Here is a 16,408-nt window from a genome sequence, read left to right on the forward strand (position 1 = left end):
GGTGCCCCCACCGCATGGACTCCCTCCTCCGCCTTGCGATGCACGCACCCCAACGCCGCACGCTGATCCGACGCGAATTGTCAGACACGCCCTAGGCGGCGGGGAAGTCGAAGGTGTACCCCTGGGCGACCAGCCAGGGCAGCAGCTGCTTGAGCGCGGCCACGGTCTGGCTGCGGTCGCCGCCGCCGTCGTGCATCAGGATCACGCCGCCGGGCTTGAGCTGGCTCTGCACGGTGGCGACGATCGCGGCCACGCCCGGGCGGGACCAGTCGCGGGGGTCGACGGACCAGCCGAGCGAGTCCATCCCGAGCCCGGCGGCGATGTGCTCGTTGTCGGCGTTGAAGCCGCCGCCCGGCGCGCGGAACCAGCTGATCCGGGTGCCCGGCCCGCCGGCCTTGACGATCATGTCGCGGGCGGCGGAGATCTCGTACACCGCCTTGTCGTGCGGGAGCTTCTCGAACGGCTGGGGGTGGTGGACGCTGTGGTCGCAGAGCCGGTGGCCCTCGGCCAGCACCCGCTTGACCAGGGCCGGGTTGGCGGCGGCGTTCTGGCCGATCTCGCAGAAGGTGGCCTTGACGTGGTACTGGGCGAGCAGGTCGAGGACCTGGCCGGTGGCCGGGCCGGGGCCGTCGTCGAAGGTCAGGGCGACGGTGCGGCCGCCGGAGGCGGTGGAGCCGATCACCTTGGTGCCCTGGCCGGGGTGCGCGGGCGGCGCGGCGGGGGTGCCGGTGGGGGTTCCGGCGGGCCAGCCGGCGGGGGTGCCGGTGGGGGTTCCGGCGGTCGGGGCGTGGCCGGGGGTGGCCGCGGTGGTGGGGGTGCGCGCCTCGGTGCCGGCCGGCGGGGCGCCCTGGCCGGGGCCGGCGGCGTCGGAGCCGGGGGTGGGGGCGATGGTGGCGGCCGGGGTGCCGGTCGGCTGCCGCGCGGTGGCGGTGCCCGGGGTGGTGGTGGTCGCGGTGGGCTGCAGCGCCCCGCTGGCGGTGCCGCACGCGGACAGTCCCAGCACGGCGGCCACGGCGACGCAGCCCGCGAGGAGCCGGCGGCGGCCGGCGGCGGTGCGGGAGTCGGGGAGGGGGCTGCGACGGGTGGGGGTCCGGTGCATGGCGGCGGCTCCTGAGGGGCGAGAAGGGGGCCGATCCCTCGGTCAGGATGACTGTGCGATAGGACGCCGATCGTACGTGTCCCGGTTGCGCGCCGGACCGTTGCGCTCCAAGAGTCTTCTCACACTCGCCCGGTTCGACGTCCGTCGCTCCCAGGAGGTAGCCGCCCGCCGTCAGAACGGGTACCAGCGCACCCCGGTGGCCCCCTCCCGGAGTGAGTCGACCCGGCGCCGGAACTCCGCGAGCGCCGCCGGGTTCCCGGCCGCCTGCTGGGCGACCCACGAGGCGCTGGCGGTCTCCCGGGCCCCGCGCAGCACCGCGAAGCCGGACCAGTCGCGCACGTCCCGGCCGTAGGCCCCGGTGAACGCCAGGTAGTCCTCCTCGGGCACCCCGTAGCGGTCGTGGGCGAGCGCGAGGACCACCAGGTCGTGCTCGCGCAGGTCCCGGGAGAAGGTCTCCAGGTCGAGCAGCACCGGCCCGTCCGGTCCGACGTGGACGTTGCGCGGCAGCGCGTCGCCGTGGATCACCCCGGGCGCGAGCTCCGGCACCAGACCGGGCAGGGCGGCCGCGAAGGCGTCCCGGCGCTCGCGCAGGAAGGCGACGTCCGCCGGGTCGACCTGCCCCTCGGCGGAGGCCAGCCAGCGCTCCACCGGCGCCAGCAGGTCGCGCCCGTCGAGCGGGAAGGGCGGCAGCGGCAGGGCGTGCAGGGCGCGCAGAAGCGGGGCGAGGTCGGCCGGGCGGGCCGGCCGGACGGCGGGGGCGAGCCGGTGCCAGAAGGTGACCGGGTGCCCGTCGGCCCGGTGCGGTCCGGCCTCGACCCGCTCGTACGGGCGGACCACCGGGATGCCCTGCCCGGCCAGCCAGTGCGCGACGGTCAGTTCGCGCCGGGCCCGGTCGTACAGTCCGGGGCCGCGGCCGACCTTGGCGACCACGGCCGGGTCGCCGAGGTCGAAGACGGCGTTCTCGCCGAGCGCGAGCAGCCGTGCCCCGTCGGGGGCGGGCAGTCCGGCGGCGGCGCAGGCCCCGGCGAGCAGCAGCCGGGCGCGGGCCTCGTCGAAGGTGATCATGGCTGGGCTCCGTTCCGCCGGTGTTCATCCGGGGGATTCCGGACGGTGATCATCATGACGCACGGAGCGGCGCGCCCCGCGGTGGCCGGGCGAGCGGGCCCCGGGGTCGGCCGCGCGGGCGTCGTGCGGGTTTTCCCTGGCTCCCTACCCCTAGGCCTCCTCCTCCGAGGTAGGGGGTGGTCTCCACCCTGAGGGGGAGAAGACTCCACCCGGAGCACGAGGCCGACGGCACTGCGGCCGGGGGAGACTGGGGCGGGGCCGGTTCGGGGTGGCCCCGCAACGGGGGTTGGACCGCGGGGGGCTCCTTGCCGCACGGCGAGCGCGTACTCGTAGGCTGACGCCCAGACCTACTTACCTGCCGACCGGCTAGTGGACGCCCCGTGCGCGTCCGGCCCGGTCCTGCCGTCGCCCAGCGTCCCGTCCCCCAAGGGCTGCGGTGAACCATGCCCAGGAGGCATCGAGCATGTTCCACCGACTAGGACAATTCGCCGTACGCCGCGCGTGGTGGGTGATCGCCGCGTGGCTCGTCGCCATGGTCGCGATCTTCATATCCGCGCCCAAGGTGACCTCCCAGACGGACGAGGCGTCGTTCCTGCCCAAGCACTACGAGTCCATCCAGGCCGCCGAGGTGCAGGCCAAGGCCTTCCCGGCCGCCTTCACCCCGGACGCCCTCATCCTCTTCGAGCGCAACGACGGCGCCGCGCTCACCGACGCCGACACCAAGGCCATGGGCAAGCTGACCCAGGACCTGGCGGGCAAGAAGATCGACGGCGTCGAGGCGGTCAACCCGCCGGCCGAGAAGCTCGGCTACTCCGAGGACCACAAGTACGCGATGGGCACCGTCGCCATCGCCAAGGACAAGCAGCAGGACCCGAAGGCGATCGCGGACGTCGCCAAGGCGCTGCGCAACGACGGCAAGGACCTGGCGGGCCCCACCGGCCTCACGTTCCGGCTCGGCGGCTCCGCCGCCCAGACCCTGGACCAGCAGGAGTCCTCCAGCGACACCGAGGGCCTCATCACCATGGCCACCCTGGTGCTGGTCATCGTGATCGTCGGCATCATCTTCCGCAGCGTCCTGGCCGGCCTGCTGCCCATCCTGGTCTCGCTGATCATCGCCCTGCCGACCTCCATGGGGCTGATCAACTACGCCACCAAGGCCTTCGACCTCAAGAGCACGGCGATCCTCACGCCGATCCTGATCGTCGTCGTGCTCGGTGTCGGCACCGACTACTTCCTCTTCCTCGCCTTCCGCTACCGCGAGCGACTGCGGGCCGGCGAGGAACGCAAGGCCGCCGTCGTCAACGCCGTCGGCCGGGTCGGCGAGGCGATCGCCTCCGCCGCCGGCGCCGTCACCATCGCCTTCGCCGCGCTGATCCTCTCCAGCCTCGGCATGTTCCAGGCCCTCGGCCCGGCGCTGGCCATCGCGGTCGTCGTCACCGCCCTCGCCTCCGTCACCCTGGCCCCGGCCCTGCTCGCCGTCATCCCCGCCCGGGCCGTCTTCTGGCCCGGCAAGAAGTGGATGCGCGAGCCCAGCGACGCGCGCTTCACCGCGCTCGGCCGGGTCGTCGAGAAGCGCCCGGCGCTCACCGCCCTCGCCTCCGGCGGCGTCCTGGTCGCCCTGACCCTCGGCGCCCTGGGCTACAACGGCCTCTTCGACATGACCAGCGGCTCCATGCCCAAGGAGAAGGAGTCGATGGTCGTCCAGGACAAGATGTCCACCGCCTTCTCCAAGGGCGCCGCCTCCCCCAGCCAGGTCTTCCTGAGCAGCACCGACGGCAAGAAGCTCGACCCGGCCTCCTTCCAGGCCTACGCGGACAAGCTCCACGTCGCCGGCGTCGCCCAGGTCTTCCCGCCCGCCCCCACCACCGCCGCGAACCGGAACAAGACCATCAGCGACGACGGCACCACGGCCCAGTTCACCGTGATGCTCACGGACGAGCCCTCCAGCAACGAGGCCATCACCACCGTCACCGAACTCCGCGCGGTCGCCCACGCCCAGGCCCCGGCCGGCACCGAGGCCAAGGTCGGCGGCCTCAGCTCGGTGTTCAAGGACATCAACCTGGCGATGACCCACGACTACAAGCTGGTCTTCCCGATCGCCGGACTGCTCATCCTGCTCATCCTGGCGCTCCAGCTGCGCAGCGTGGTCGCCCCCTGGTACCTGATGGCCTCGGTCGGCCTCGGCTTCGGCGCCACCCTCGGCGCCGCCACGCTGCTCTTCCAGAAGATCGGCCACGAGACCGGCCTGATGTTCATGATGCCGATCCTGATCTACCTCTTCGTAGTGGCGATCGGGACCGACTACAACATCCTGATCATCGCCCGCCTGCGCGAGGAGGCCCGCGCGGGCCGCTCCCCGCGCGAGGCGGCCCGGGAGGCGCTGCGCCACGCCGGTCCGACCGTCGCGGCGGCGGGCTTCATCCTGGCGGCCTCGTTCGGGACCTTCATGCTCGCGGGCAACACCTTCATGCTGGAGTTCGGCTTCGCCATGGCCTTCGGCATCGTGCTGGCGGCCTTCGTGATGGCGATGTTCTTCACCCCGGCGCTCACCGCGCTGATCGGCAACAAGGCCTGGTGGCCCGGCCACGGCGGTGACGCCCGTCCGGGTGAGGGCCACGCCCCGCTGGTCGGCGCCGCCATGCCGCCGGAGCCGGTCGGCCGGCACTGACCCGAGGGCCCGGTGACGGGCCGGACACCAGGCGGCGCCCCGCTCCGGCGGGGCGCCGTCCCCTCTTTCCAGGGGGGCCAAACGTGATCTGTCGGGCAGAAAAGTCCCCGGTCAATCGGGGTGCGGCCGTGCTACAGTCGAGGCAGTTGCAGTTTTGGTTCCCATGAACGTGTGTGTGCGCCTGCTGGTACCAACCAACAGGCGCATTTGTTTTGTCCGGTGTTTCAGTCTCCGGATGGGGATCGCGGCTACTTGGGGATTCACGAGGTGTGAATCCCTGATGCCCCAAGTATGAGGAGACGGTTATGGCTACCGGCACCGTGAAGTGGTTCAACAGCGAAAAGGGCTTCGGCTTCATCGAGCAGGACGGCGGCGGCCCGGACGTCTTCGCCCACTACTCGAACATCCAGGCCCAGGGCTTCCGTGAGCTCGTCGAGGGTCAGCGCGTCGAGTTCGACGTCACCCAGGGCCAGAAGGGCCCGCAGGGCGAGAACATCCAGGTCATCGCCTGACGTCAGCCTCTGTGCTGATGCGCGATCCCCTGTGATCTCGTGAAGCGGGGGCCCGCACCGCTCGACGGTGCGGGCCCTCGTGCATGCCGCAGTACGGCCGGGGCGGCGCACTCCACTCAGACGGCCGACCAGTCCGCGACCGCGGGCTGCCGACCGACGGACGGAGAACCCGTGACCACCCCTGCCCGCACGCCCCGCGACCGAGGCGACCGCAACACCGACCGTTCCGCCGCGCGCACCGGCGACCGCACGGCCGAAGGCCGCACCGGCCGCCCCCGCCGCACCGGCGACAACCCCGAGCGCGCCCGCCGCACCGGGGAGGGCGCCGACCGCGCCCGCAAGCCGCGGGGCCGCACCGGCGCCTCCAAGGCCACCCGCGCCGCCGTGGCGGAGCCCGCCGACTTCACCGTCGTCGAGGGCACCCCGGCCCGGCCCCCGGCGGCCTCCTTCGGCGAGCTCGAACTGCCCAAGGCGATCCTCTCCGCGCTCACCCGCGAGGGCGTCACCGAGCCGTTCCCGATCCAGGCCGCCACCCTGCCCGACTCGATCGCCGGGCGCGACGTCCTCGGCCGCGGCCGCACCGGCTCCGGCAAGACCCTCGCCTTCGGCCTGCCGCTGCTCGCCCGCACCGCCGGGCGCCGCGCCGACTCCCGGCACCCGCTGGCGCTCGTCCTGGTGCCCACCCGCGAGCTCGCCCAGCAGGTCACCGACGCGCTCACCCCGTACGCCACCGCCGTCAACCTGCGGATCACCACCGTCGTCGGCGGCATGGGCATCAGCCGGCAGGCCAACGCGGTGCGCCGCGGCACCGAGGTCCTGGTCGCCACCCCCGGCCGACTGGACGACCTGATCGGCCGCGGTGACGTCAACCTCTCCGACGTCGCCATCACGGTCCTCGACGAGGCCGACCAGATGGCCGACATGGGCTTCCTCCCGCAGGTCAGCCGACTGCTGGAGCAGGTCGCCGAGGGCGGGCAGCGGATGCTGTTCTCCGCCACCCTGGACCGCAACGTGGACCGGCTGGTCAAGCGCTTCCTGACCGACCCGGTCACCCACTCGGTCGACCCCTCGGCCGGCGCGGTCACCACCATGGACCACCACGTCCTGCAGCTGGAGCCCACCGACAAGGCCTCCGCCACCGCGCACATCGCCTCCCGCGACGGCCGGGTGATCATGTTCGTGCACACCAAGCACGGCGCCGACCGGCTCGCCAAGCAGCTGCGCGCCACCGGCGTGATGGCCGCCGCCCTGCACGGCGGCAAGTCCCAGCCGCAGCGCAACCGGGTCCTGGACCAGTTCCGCGAGGGCGAGGTCACCGCGCTGATCGCCACCAACGTGGCCGCCCGCGGCATCCACATCGACGGCCTCGACCTGGTCGTCAACGTCGACCCGCCGATCGACCACAAGGACTACCTGCACCGCGGCGGCCGCACCGCCCGGGCCGGCGAGTCCGGCACCGTCGTCACCCTGGTGCTGCCCGAGCAGCGCCGCGAGGTCAACCGGCTGATGACCGTCGCCGGGATCCGCCCGACCGTCACCAAGATCCGCCCCGGCGACGCCGAGCTGGCCCGGATCACCGGTGCCCGCACCCCCAGCGGCGTCGCGGTCGCGCTGGTCGTCCCGGCCGCCGCCCAGCCCGCGGCCCCGGCCGCCGCCGACGGCAAGGGCGCCGGCGGCAAGTCCGGCAACCCGCGCCGCCGCCCCGCCAAGCGCTCCGGGCTGCCCGCCGACGTCGACATGAACGGCAACCCGCGCCGCCCGCGCCCCAAGCAGCGCCTCGGTGCCGCCGCCCAGCAGGGCGAGCGGCCGCAGGCCGCCGGGTTCATCGGGCGCTCCTCCGGCCGGGCCCGGCCGGGCAGCGGCTCCCAGTCCGGCGGCAACTACGGGACCGGGCGCCAGCGCCGCAAGTTCGACTGACGGCCGTCCCGGCCCCGGTTCCACCGGACGGGCCCCGTACTCCCCGTGAGGGGGAGTGCGGGGCCCGTTCCGCGTTCCCGGGACGTCCGAGCGACCGCCGACCCGAACAGCTGGCGTGAATCCGTCGAAGCTCGCCTTGAACGAGAGCTTGACGGTGGCCCGGCGAACCCCGATTCTTCTACACGGCCCACACAACTGCCGCACAGTCACCACCAGTGCGCAGACGTCGAGTTGACGCGATCCGCCGACCGGAAGGACCACCGTCCCGATGCGCCGAACCTCCGCCCTGCTGACCACCGCCCTGCTCGCCGGGGCCGCCGCTCTGGCCGCACCCGCCACCTCCGCCCAGGCCGCGCCCTCCTGCGGTGCCTACGTCGCGGGCTGGAGCGCGATCGGCAGCTGCAGCGGCCTCGACCCGATGCAGACCTGGACCGTCACCGCCACCTGCTACTACTGGAACTCCACCCACACCGTGCAGTTCACCCGCCCCGCGATCGGCGGCCTGGCGATCGGGGACGGCAGCATCTCCGCGGCCTGCGGCGTCGGCGACAGCGTCATGTTCCCGCGGGTCATCCTGGGCGCCACCCCGCCGGCCGGTCCGACCGGCCAGATCACCGGCTACGCCGGCAAGTGCGTCGACGTGAAGGGCGCCAACCTCGGCAACGGCACCCCCGTGCAGATCTACGACTGCAACGGCTCCGTCGCGCAGAAGTGGCGGATAGGCGTCGACGGAACCGTCCGCGCCCTCGGCAAGTGCATGGACGTCGCCGGCGGCGGCACCGCCAACCACACCCTGGTCCAGCTCTACGACTGCAACGGCACTGGTGCCCAGCAGTGGCAGGCCCGCTCCGACGGCTCGCTCTACAACCCGCAGTCCGGCCGCTGCCTGGACGACCTCGGCTTCGCCACCAACAACGGCAACCAGCTCGGCATCTGGGACTGCAACGGCGCCGCCAACCAGAAGTGGAACCTCCCGGCCTGACGCACCACCACCGGAGCCAGGGCCGCCGCCCGCACCCCCGTCGGGCGGCGGACCTCCCCCGGCGGGGCCGGGCGGCGGCGCAGTCGCTCCGCGGTCCGCGCCTCCTTCGGCGCCATCACGGTCGACTGCGGCCCCTCGGTGGCCGGCAGCGCGTGCCGGCCGGTCCGCAGCCCGCCCGACGTCGCGCGCGGGAGCGAGGGGTGAAGCCGACCGCGATCATGCGCGAGTGGATCGAGGCTGCCGTTGCCACCGTGGACGATTCGGTGCCGGTCGGCGTGATCACCGCAGCGGTGGCCGAGTACCAGCACCGCAAGGCCCCGTGACGGCTCAGGCGCTCAGGGCCGGAACGGCTGCCGCCGTCCGGCGGGCCCGGTCGTAGCGTTCGAGCAGCAGCGCCGCCAGCTCCGGGGCCGCGCCGAGGACCTCGGCGACGAGGTCCGCGCCCTGCGAGGCCGCCGCGATGCGGTCCGGCAGCAGGCCCGGGGCCAGCAGGTAGGGGGCGACGGCGGTCCGCTCGGCCCCGGCCGCGCGCAGGGCGGCGAGGGCGTCGGGCACGCGCGGGCCGGCCGCCGAGGCGTACGCGACCTCGACGGCGGCCCAGCCGCGGGTGCGGCGCCACTCGGCGGCGACCCGGCGGGTGGCGGCGTCGGCGGCCGGGTCGGAGGAGCCGGCCGCGGCCAGCACCACGCCGGTGCGGGCGCGGACCGCCGCCGAGCCGACGTCGAGCCCGGCCCCGGCCAGCCGGCGGTCCAGGGCCGCGAGCAGCAGCGGGGAGGGGCCGAGCACCTCCGCCACCGGCAGGCCCGCGCCGGTGGCGCGCAGCGCCGCGGGGATGTCGTGCTTGGCGTGGAAGGCCCGGTTGAGCAGCAGCGGCACGGCCACCGCGTCCGCCGGCCGTCCGAACCGTCCGGACCGGCCGACCACCTGGGGGATCCGCGGCGCGCAGTGGTCCAGGTAGGCGGTGGCGACCTCCAGGGCGGGCCGCTGGGCCCGCACCTCCCGGACCAGCGCGGCCACGGTCGCGGCGTGCCGCGGGTCGCGGCTGCCGTGGGCGATGAGCAGGAGGGCGGGCACCGGCGGCTGCCTCACTTGCCGGAGGCCAGCAGGCCGCGGTTGCGCAGCACCCGGCGCTCGACCGGGGTGAAGACGAGCAGTTCGATGGCGATGCCGACGAACAGGATCAGGATGATGCCGAGCAGCACCCCGGACATGTCGGAGAACTCGCGCTGGTCCTCCAGGAACCGGCCCAGGCCCCGGCCGAGGTCGGGGGAGGAGGCGACCAGCTCGGCGGCCATCAGGGAGCGCCAGGAGAACGCCCAGCCCTGCTTGAGGCCGGCCAGGTAGCCGGGCAGCGCGGCGGGGATGAGCACGTGCCGGGCGCCGGTCAGGCCGGTGGCGCCGATGGTGCGCCCGGCCCGCAGGAACAGCGGCGGGACCTGGTCGATGCCGGCCACCAGCCCGTTGGCGATGGACGGGACGGCGCCCAGCAGGATCACCGCGTACATCATCTGGTCGTTGATGCCGAGCCAGATGACCGCGGCCGGCACCCAGGCGACCGAGGGCAGCGACTGGAGGCCCTGGAGGACCGGGCCGATCGCGGTGCGCACCGGCCTGACCCGGGCGACGACCAGGCCGATCGGGGTGCCGATGACGACGGCGAGCAGGAAGCCCGACAGGCCGCGCCAGACGCTGGTCCAGATGATCGAGAACAGCGTGCCCTGGTACCAGAGGTCCTGGAGGGAGTGCCACACGTCCGTGGGGCTGGGCAGCTTGTACGAGGAGGTGACGTGCAGGCTGTACGCGCCCTGCCACAGCGCCAGCACCACCAGCACGCCGATCAGCGGCGGCAGGGCCTTGGAGCGCAGCACCTCGCCGAGCGAGCTGCGCGGGGCGGCGACGGAGTCGAGGGCGTCCAGGCCGGCGCCGACGCCGGCGCTGTCGGCGGCGCCGTCGGAGGCGGGGTCCTTGTCCAGGACGACGGGAGCGGTGTCAGTGCTGGCCATGGCGACGGATCTCCCCACGCAGTTCTTCGGTGATCTCGATGGACAGGTCGGCGACGCCCGAGGACTCGATCCGGCGCGGCTGCGGCAGGTCGATCCGCCACTCCCGGGCGACCCGGCCGGGGCGGGAGGAGAGCAGGACGACGCGCTGGGCCAGGCGTACGGCCTCGCGCACGTTGTGGGTGACGAACAGGACGGACAGCTGGCGTTCGGCCCAGATCCGGGTGATCTCGTCGTGCAGGACGTCCCGGGTGATGGCGTCGAGGGCGGCGAACGGCTCGTCCATCAGCAGCACCTTGCTGCCCTGGGCGAGGGCACGGGCCATCGCCACGCGCTGGCGCATGCCGCCGGACAGCTCGTGCACCCGCTTGCCGTACGCGCCGTTCAGGCGGACGAGTTCGAGCAGGCGCTCGGCCTCGGCGCGCCGCTCGGGGCGGGGGACGCCGGCCAGCTTGAGGGCCAGTTCGATGTTCCGGCCGGCGGTGAGCCAGGGGAACAGGGCGTGCTCCTGGAACATCAGGGCGGGGCGGCCGCCGGACACCTCGATGCTGCCGCGGGTGGGCGCGTCCAGGCCGGCGACCAGGTTGAGCAGGGTCGACTTGCCGCAGCCCGAGGCGCCGAGCAGGGTGACGAACTCGCCGGGCGCGACGTCGAGGGTGATGTCGTCCAGCACGTGGGTGGCGGCGCCCGGACGGCCGAAGGACTTGTGCACGTGCGAGATCCGGACGGCGGGCGTCGCGCCGGCGGCGTCGGCGCCGGGGGCGTCCGCCGAGGTGGTCAGTGCCGGGGTCATCCGGGCACCTCCTGCGTGAGTGGTCTGGCGGGGCTGGCGAGGGCTGCGAAGCGGGGGCCGGGTCCGGCCCCCGCCCGGCCCGGTGGGCATCGATCGGGGATCGACCGGGCGGGCGGGGGCCGGACCGCGGAGCTGCGTGGCGCCGGGCTACTTGGCGCCGAGTCCGGCGTCCGCCACGGGCGCCTGGCCCTTGGCCGCGAGGACCTTGTTCAGCAGGGTGAGGTCGTAGATGCCGTTCAGGTTGGGCTTCTTGAGGAGCCCGGCGGTGACGGCGTGGTCGGCCTCGGCCTGCAGGGTGTTCGCCAGCGGGTCGTCCAGGAAGTCGATGTCGGACCAGGCCGGGTCGAGGACGGCCGGCTCCAGGGAGTTGCCGGCCTCCTTCTTGATCGCCTCGTTGGCGTCGGCCTTGGCCTTGTCGGGGTTGGCCTTGATGAAGGCGTTGGTGTTCACCGAGCCGCGCAGCACGGCCTCCACCACGTCCGGGTGCTCCTTGAGGAACTTCTGCGAGACGATGATGTTGGTGATCACGAACTTCTTGTCCGGCCAGACGTCCTTCTCGTTGAGCAGGACCTTCGCGCCGAGGGTGACCAGCTTGGAGGCGGTGGGCTCGGGCACCCAGGCGCCGTCGATGGAGCCCTGCTTGTAGGCGTCGGGGGTGACCTTGTTGTCGGTGCGCACCACCGAGACGTCGCCCGCGCCGGACGCCGCGTCGACCTTGTAGCCCTTGCCGGCCAGGTAGTTGAGCAGCGCCACGTCCTGGGTGTTGCCCAACTGCGGGGTGGCGATCTTCTTGCCCTTGAGGTCGTCCAGCGAGCCGATCTTGTCGGGGTTGACCACCAGCTTGACCCCGCCGGAGGCCGAACCGCCGATGATCTTCAAGGACTTGCCGTCGGACTTGGTGTAGCCGTTGATCGCCGGGGAGGGGCCGATCCAGCCGATGTCGATCGATCCGGCGTTGAGCGCCTCGATCTCCGCCGGGCCCGCGTTGAAGACCTGGGTCTTCACCTGGGTCGCGCCCAACTCCTTCTGGAATATGCCCTCCTGGAGTCCGACCAGCGGGGTGCCGTGGGTCAGGTTGGCGAAGTAGCCGATCTTCACCGTGTCCGCGGTGAGCTTGGGGCCGGACGCCGAGCTCCCCACGGTGGCCGCGGTGTCGGCCTTGTTGTCGGCCTTGGAGCCGTAGCTGCACGCCGACAGCAGGGCGACGGCGGTCAGGCCGGCGGCGGCGGCCGCCGCCGAGCGTCTGATCCGGCCGGCGTTGGGGCGGGTGGGCCGATCGGAGGGGGTGCGGTGCGAGGATGCCTGGTGCGGTGCCATGGTGGTGGGTCCTGTTCGCGGACGGACCGTCAGGAAGCGGTCCCGGGCGGACGGTTGGAAGGTGGCGCTTGCGGCAGGGGGTGTGCCGGGCAAGCCGGGCGGCCGTGGGGAGCGGCCCGGTGACGGGGCGTTCTCAGCCCCGTCGGCCCGCACATCGGGTCAAGCCGCCCTGGCCGCTGCCGAGGACGCCGCTGCCGATGCGGCCGCCTTCCTTGTCCATGCCCGAGAACGCCTCGCTGGGCATCAGACCCAGTCCTCCTCTTCGGGCGCGCCGGGCGCGCCGTCGGTGCGTACGGTGGCGAAGGCCTCGCCCGCCATGCCGGCGGTGAGGGTGGTGCCGTCGGCCGGGTCGATCAGCAGGAACGACCCGGTGCGGCGGTTGTCGGTGTAGTCGTCGAGGGCCAGCGGCTCGGCGGTGCGCAGCTTCACGTGGCCGATGTCGTTGACGTTCAACCCCTCGGCGCCGGAGCGCTGTTCGAGGCTGTCGATGTCGATCCGGTAGGAGATCTCCTTGACGAGGGCGCGGACGGTGCGGGTGGTGTGCTTGAGCAGCACCTTGTCCCCGGCGCGCAGCGGCCGCTCGTTGAGGTGGCTGACGGTGGCCTCGATGTCCTTGGTGGGGGCGGGGGAGGCCCCGGCGGCGATGAGGTCGCCGCGGGAGATGTCGAGGTCGTCGGCGAGCCGGACGGTGACCGACTGCGGGGCCCAGGCCAGGTCGGCCGGGCGGCCGAGCGCGTCGATGGCGGCGACGGTGGTGGTCAGGCCGGAGGGCAGCACGGTGACGGGGTCGCCGACCCGCAGCACGCCGGAGGCCAGCTGGCCGGCGTAGCCGCGGTAGTCGGGGTGGGCCTCGGTCTGCGGGCGGATCACGTACTGCACCGGGAAGCGGGCGGGCTCCGCGCTGGGGTCGCTGCCGACCGGGACGGTCTCCAGGTGCTCCAGCAGGGTCGGGCCGCCGTACCAGTCCATGTGCGCGGACGGCTCGACGACGTTGTCCCCGGCGAGGGCGGAGATCGGGACGGCGAGGACGTCCGTGACGCCGAGGGAGGCGGCGTAGGCGGTGAACTCGGCGGCGATCGCGGCGAAGACCGGCTCGGCGTAGTCGACCAGGTCCATCTTGTTGACGGCCAGCACCACGTGCGGCACCCGCAGCAGGGCGGCGACGGCCGCGTGCCGGCGGGTCTGCTCGACCACGCCGTTGCGGGCGTCGACCAGCACGACGGCGAGCTCCGCGGTGGAGGCGCCGGTCACCATGTTGCGGGTGTACTGCACGTGCCCGGGGGTGTCGGCGAGGATGAACCGCCGCCGGGGGGTGGCGAAGTAGCGGTAGGCGACGTCGATGGTGATGCCCTGCTCGCGCTCGGCCCGCAGGCCGTCGGTGAGCAGCGCGAGGTCGGGCGCCTCCTGGCCGCGGCCCAGGGAGACGCGTTCGACGGCCTCCAGCTGGTCGGCGAGCACCGACTTGGAGTCGTGCAGCAGGCGGCCGACCAGGGTGGACTTGCCGTCGTCGACGGAGCCGGCGGTGGCGAAGCGCAGCAGGGAGGTGGCGCTGGTCTCGACGGTCGTGCTCATTAGAAGTACCCCTCGCGCTTGCGGTCTTCCATCGCGGCCTCGGACAGCTTGTCGTCGGCGCGGGTGGCGCCGCGCTCGGTGAGGCGGCTGGCGGCGATCTCGGCGATCACGGCCTCGATGGTGGTGGCGTCGGAGTCGACGGCGCCGGTGCAGGACATGTCGCCGACGGTGCGGTAGCGCACCAGGCGCCGCTCGACCGGCTCGCTGTCCTTGGGGCCGCCCCACTCGCCGGCGGTCAGCCACATGCCGCCCCGGGCGAAGACGTCCCGCTCGTGGGCGTAGTAGATCTCGGGCAGGTCGATGCCCTCGCGCTCGATGTACTGCCAGACGTCCAGCTCGGTCCAGTTGGACAGCGGGAAGACCCGCACGTGCTCGCCGACGGCGTGCCGCCCGTTGTACAGCGACCACAGCTCGGGGCGCTGGCGGCGCGGGTCCCAGGCGCCGAACTCGTCGCGCAGCGAGAAGACGCGCTCCTTGGCGCGGGCCTTCTCCTCGTCCCGGCGGCCGCCGCCGAAGACCGCGTCGAAGCGGCCCTTCTCGATGGCGTCGAGCAGCGGGACGGTCTGCAGCGGATTGCGGGTGCCGTCCGGGCGCTCGCGCAGCCGGCCGTCGTCGATGAAGTCCTGGACGTGCGCGACGTGCAGGCGCAGGGAGTGCTCGGCGACGACGCGGTCGCGGTAGGCCAGCACCTCGGGGAAGTTGTGGCCGGTGTCGACGTGCAGGAGGGAGAAGGGCACGGCGGCCGGCGCGAAGGCCTTGAGCGCCAGGTGCAGCATCAGGATGGAGTCCTTGCCGCCGGAGAACAGGATCACCGGGCGCTCGAACTCCCCCGCGACCTCGCGGAAGATGTGCACCGACTCGGCCTCCAGCGCGTCCAGGTGGGACAGCGCGAAGGGGGAGCCGTCGTGGGTGCGGACCGGGCTGTCGGTCGCGGTGGTCATGCGAGACCCCTCTCGGTCAGGAAGGCGTGCAGCTCGGCGGCGGACTCGGCGACCGCGCGGCCCTGCGTCTGGAGGCGCAGCTCGGGCTTCTCGGGGGCCTCGTACGGGTCGTCCACACCGGTCAGGCCGGACAGCTCGCCGGCCGCCTGCTTCGCGTACAGGCCCTTGACGTCCCGTTCGGCGCACAGCTCGACCGGGGTGGCGACGTGGATCTCCAGGAACTCGGTGCCGGCCGCGGCGTGCCGCTCGCGCACCGCGGTGCGCGAGTCGGCGAACGGGGCGATCACCGGGGCGAGCACCTTGACGCCGTTGGCGGCGAGCTTCTCGGCGACGAAGCCGATCCGGGTGACGTTGGTGTGCCGGTCCTCGCGGGAGAAGCCGAGGCCCTTGGACAGGAACTCGCGGATCTCGTCGCCGTCCAGCACCTCGACCTTGTGGCCCTCGGCGCGCAGCCGCTCGGCCAGCGCGAAGGCCAGCGTGGTCTTGCCCGCGCTCGGCAGCCCGGTCAGCCACACGGTGGCGCCGCGCTCGCAGGGGGCGGCCGCGGGGGCCGCCTCTGCGGCTCCGTCGGCGGCCGGGGTGTGAGCTGTCACGGTTCTTTCCTTACACGGTAGTTGACGAGCGGTCGGGGAACGCTCGGGCTCAGAGGTGGATGCCGCACTCGGTCTTGCCGGAGCCGGACCAGCGGCCGGCCCGGGCGTCCTCGCCCTCGCCCGGCTTGCGGGTGCAGGACAGCGGCGAGCAGCCGATGGACGGGTAGCCCTCCCACAGCAGCGGGTTGAGCAGCACGCCGTTCGCGGCGACGTAGGCGTCCACGTCCGCCTGCGTCCAGCGGGCGATCGGGGCGATCTTCACCTTGCGGCGCTTCGGGTCCCAGGAGACCACCGGCGTGTTCGCCCGGGTCGGGGACTCGTCCCGGCGCAGCCCGGTGGCCCACGCGTCGTAGCCGGCGAGGCCGCGGTTGAGCGGTTCGACCTTGCGCAGCGCGCAGCACAGGTCCGGGTCGCGGTCGTGCAGCCGCGGCCCGTGCTCGGCGTCCTGCTCGGCGACCGTCCTCAGCGGGGTGAGCGTGATGACGTTGACCCGCATGGTCGCGGCCACCGCGTCCCTCGTCCCGATGGTCTCCGGGAAGTGGTAGCCGGTGTCCAGGAACACCACGTCCACCCCGGGGAACACCGAGGAGGCGAGGTGGGCGACCACCGCGTCCTCCATCGAGGAGGTGACGCAGAACCGCTTGCCGAAGGTGTCGGCGGCCCAGCGCAGCACCTCCTGCGGCGTGGCCTCCTCCAGCTCGCGGCCGGCGCGGACGGCGAGCTCCGCGTGGTCAGCCGTGGTGCGGTTGTTCATGTGACGCACCCCCGTTGGTCGGTGACAGCAGGCCGAGGAACTTCAACTGGAAGGCGCGGCGGCAGCCGTGGCACTCCCAGGCGCCGTGGCCGGCCTCGGACGGGCGCAGGTCCTCGTCCCCGCAGTACGGGCAGAAGAACGGTGCGGCTCGCTCACTCATCGCCCACCTCGCTGCGCTCGGCGTTCGCTGCGCGA

Annotated in this window: 16 protein-coding genes; 5 read left to right on the plus strand and 11 right to left on the minus strand. The window is 73.5% G+C overall.

Going from position 1 to position 16,408, the window contains the following annotated elements:
- Positions 1-91: 91 nt before the first annotated feature.
- Both ACZ58X_RS33855 and ACZ58X_RS33860 read right to left on the minus strand, forming a co-directional pair.
- Positions 92-1,099 (minus strand): polysaccharide deacetylase family protein, encoded by a 1,008-nt coding sequence (locus ACZ58X_RS33855; RefSeq protein ID WP_470337396.1) that lies wholly within the window; start codon positions 1,097-1,099, stop codon positions 92-94.
- A gap of 171 nt (positions 1,100-1,270) precedes the next feature.
- Complete coding sequence (locus tag ACZ58X_RS33860; RefSeq protein ID WP_470337397.1) at positions 1,271-2,164, minus strand: phosphotransferase enzyme family protein; 894 nt, start codon at positions 2,162-2,164, stop codon at positions 1,271-1,273.
- A gap of 532 nt (positions 2,165-2,696) precedes the next feature.
- Here ACZ58X_RS33860 and ACZ58X_RS33865 point away from each other — a divergent pair.
- The 5 genes from ACZ58X_RS33865 to ACZ58X_RS33885 all read left to right on the plus strand — a co-directional run bounded on the left by ACZ58X_RS33865 (position 2,697) and on the right by ACZ58X_RS33885 (position 8,566).
- Entirely contained in the window at positions 2,697-4,832 is a 2,136-nt protein-coding gene (locus ACZ58X_RS33865) for an MMPL family transporter (RefSeq protein ID WP_470337398.1), read from the plus strand.
- Positions 4,833-5,137: 305 nt separating this feature from the next.
- Complete coding sequence (locus ACZ58X_RS33870; RefSeq protein WP_360234731.1) at positions 5,138-5,344, plus strand: cold-shock protein; 207 nt, start codon at positions 5,138-5,140, stop codon at positions 5,342-5,344.
- 171 nt (positions 5,345-5,515) lie between these two features.
- Positions 5,516-7,261, plus strand: a complete 1,746-nt coding sequence (locus ACZ58X_RS33875; protein WP_470337399.1) for a DEAD/DEAH box helicase — start codon at positions 5,516-5,518, stop codon at positions 7,259-7,261.
- 268 nt (positions 7,262-7,529) lie between these two features.
- Entirely contained in the window at positions 7,530-8,243 is a 714-nt protein-coding gene (locus ACZ58X_RS33880) for a ricin-type beta-trefoil lectin domain protein (protein WP_470337400.1), read from the plus strand.
- Positions 8,244-8,443: 200 nt separating this feature from the next.
- Positions 8,444-8,566 (plus strand): hypothetical protein, encoded by a 123-nt coding sequence (locus ACZ58X_RS33885; protein ID WP_470337401.1) that lies wholly within the window; start codon positions 8,444-8,446, stop codon positions 8,564-8,566.
- A gap of 4 nt (positions 8,567-8,570) precedes the next feature.
- Here the strand turns inward: ACZ58X_RS33885 and ACZ58X_RS33890 are convergent, their stop codons facing one another.
- The 9 genes from ACZ58X_RS33890 to ACZ58X_RS33930 all read right to left on the minus strand — a co-directional run bounded on the left by ACZ58X_RS33890 (position 8,571) and on the right by ACZ58X_RS33930 (position 16,373).
- Positions 8,571-9,332 (minus strand): sirohydrochlorin chelatase, encoded by a 762-nt coding sequence (locus ACZ58X_RS33890; protein ID WP_470337402.1) that lies wholly within the window; start codon positions 9,330-9,332, stop codon positions 8,571-8,573.
- Positions 9,329-10,246, minus strand: a complete 918-nt coding sequence (locus tag ACZ58X_RS33895; protein ID WP_470337403.1) for an ABC transporter permease — start codon at positions 10,244-10,246, stop codon at positions 9,329-9,331. Before ACZ58X_RS33895 ends, ACZ58X_RS33890 begins: the two co-directional genes overlap by 4 nt.
- Positions 10,233-11,036: an ABC transporter ATP-binding protein gene (locus ACZ58X_RS33900; protein WP_470337404.1), complete on the minus strand. Its 804-nt coding sequence runs from the start codon at positions 11,034-11,036 to the stop codon at positions 10,233-10,235. The genes ACZ58X_RS33895 and ACZ58X_RS33900 overlap by 14 nt, the downstream gene beginning before the upstream one ends.
- A gap of 147 nt (positions 11,037-11,183) precedes the next feature.
- The gene (locus ACZ58X_RS33905; RefSeq protein ID WP_470337405.1) at positions 11,184-12,353 is read right to left on the minus strand and encodes an aliphatic sulfonate ABC transporter substrate-binding protein; all 1,170 of its coding nucleotides are present in this window, start codon (positions 12,351-12,353) and stop codon (positions 11,184-11,186) included.
- A gap of 243 nt (positions 12,354-12,596) precedes the next feature.
- The gene (locus tag ACZ58X_RS33910; RefSeq protein WP_470337406.1) at positions 12,597-13,925 is read right to left on the minus strand and encodes a sulfate adenylyltransferase subunit 1; all 1,329 of its coding nucleotides are present in this window, start codon (positions 13,923-13,925) and stop codon (positions 12,597-12,599) included.
- The gene (gene cysD, locus ACZ58X_RS33915) at positions 13,925-14,866 is read right to left on the minus strand and encodes a sulfate adenylyltransferase subunit CysD (RefSeq protein ID WP_470337407.1); all 942 of its coding nucleotides are present in this window, start codon (positions 14,864-14,866) and stop codon (positions 13,925-13,927) included. The genes ACZ58X_RS33910 and cysD overlap by 1 nt, the downstream gene beginning before the upstream one ends.
- A complete protein-coding gene (gene cysC / locus ACZ58X_RS33920; RefSeq protein ID WP_360234755.1) occupies positions 14,863-15,459 on the minus strand; it encodes an adenylyl-sulfate kinase in 597 nt (198 codons plus the stop codon). Before cysC ends, cysD begins: the two co-directional genes overlap by 4 nt.
- Before the next feature lie 49 nt (positions 15,460-15,508).
- Complete coding sequence (locus ACZ58X_RS33925; protein WP_470337408.1) at positions 15,509-16,213, minus strand: phosphoadenylyl-sulfate reductase; 705 nt, start codon at positions 16,211-16,213, stop codon at positions 15,509-15,511.
- Complete coding sequence (locus ACZ58X_RS33930; RefSeq protein WP_470337409.1) at positions 16,191-16,373, minus strand: hypothetical protein; 183 nt, start codon at positions 16,371-16,373, stop codon at positions 16,191-16,193. The genes ACZ58X_RS33925 and ACZ58X_RS33930 overlap by 23 nt, the downstream gene beginning before the upstream one ends.
- Positions 16,374-16,408 lie beyond the last annotated feature (35 nt).

It is taken from the genome of Kitasatospora sp. NPDC040550 (assembly GCF_055594965.1).

Bases quoted from the DNA above. Each gene is read 5' to 3' on its own strand.
- ACZ58X_RS33855 (WP_470337396.1), bottom strand. From the start codon at position 1,099: ATGCACCGGACCCCCACCCGTCGCAGCCCCCTCCCCGACTCCCGCACC.
- ACZ58X_RS33860 (WP_470337397.1), bottom strand. From the start codon at position 2,164: ATGATCACCTTCGACGAGGCCCGCGCCCGGCTGCTGCTCGCCGGGGCC.
- ACZ58X_RS33865 (WP_470337398.1), top strand. From the start codon at position 2,697: ATGGTCGCGATCTTCATATCCGCGCCCAAGGTGACCTCCCAGACGGAC.
- ACZ58X_RS33870 (WP_360234731.1), top strand. From the start codon at position 5,138: ATGGCTACCGGCACCGTGAAGTGGTTCAACAGCGAAAAGGGCTTCGGC.
- ACZ58X_RS33880 (WP_470337400.1), top strand. From the start codon at position 7,530: ATGCGCCGAACCTCCGCCCTGCTGACCACCGCCCTGCTCGCCGGGGCC.
- ACZ58X_RS33895 (WP_470337403.1), bottom strand. From the start codon at position 10,246: ATGGCCAGCACTGACACCGCTCCCGTCGTCCTGGACAAGGACCCCGCC.
- ACZ58X_RS33900 (WP_470337404.1), bottom strand. From the start codon at position 11,036: ATGACCCCGGCACTGACCACCTCGGCGGACGCCCCCGGCGCCGACGCC.
- ACZ58X_RS33905 (WP_470337405.1), bottom strand. From the start codon at position 12,353: ATGGCACCGCACCAGGCATCCTCGCACCGCACCCCCTCCGATCGGCCC.
- ACZ58X_RS33910 (WP_470337406.1), bottom strand. From the start codon at position 13,925: ATGAGCACGACCGTCGAGACCAGCGCCACCTCCCTGCTGCGCTTCGCC.
- cysD (WP_470337407.1), bottom strand. From the start codon at position 14,866: ATGACCACCGCGACCGACAGCCCGGTCCGCACCCACGACGGCTCCCCC.
- ACZ58X_RS33925 (WP_470337408.1), bottom strand. From the start codon at position 16,213: ATGAACAACCGCACCACGGCTGACCACGCGGAGCTCGCCGTCCGCGCC.
- ACZ58X_RS33930 (WP_470337409.1), bottom strand. From the start codon at position 16,373: ATGAGTGAGCGAGCCGCACCGTTCTTCTGCCCGTACTGCGGGGACGAG.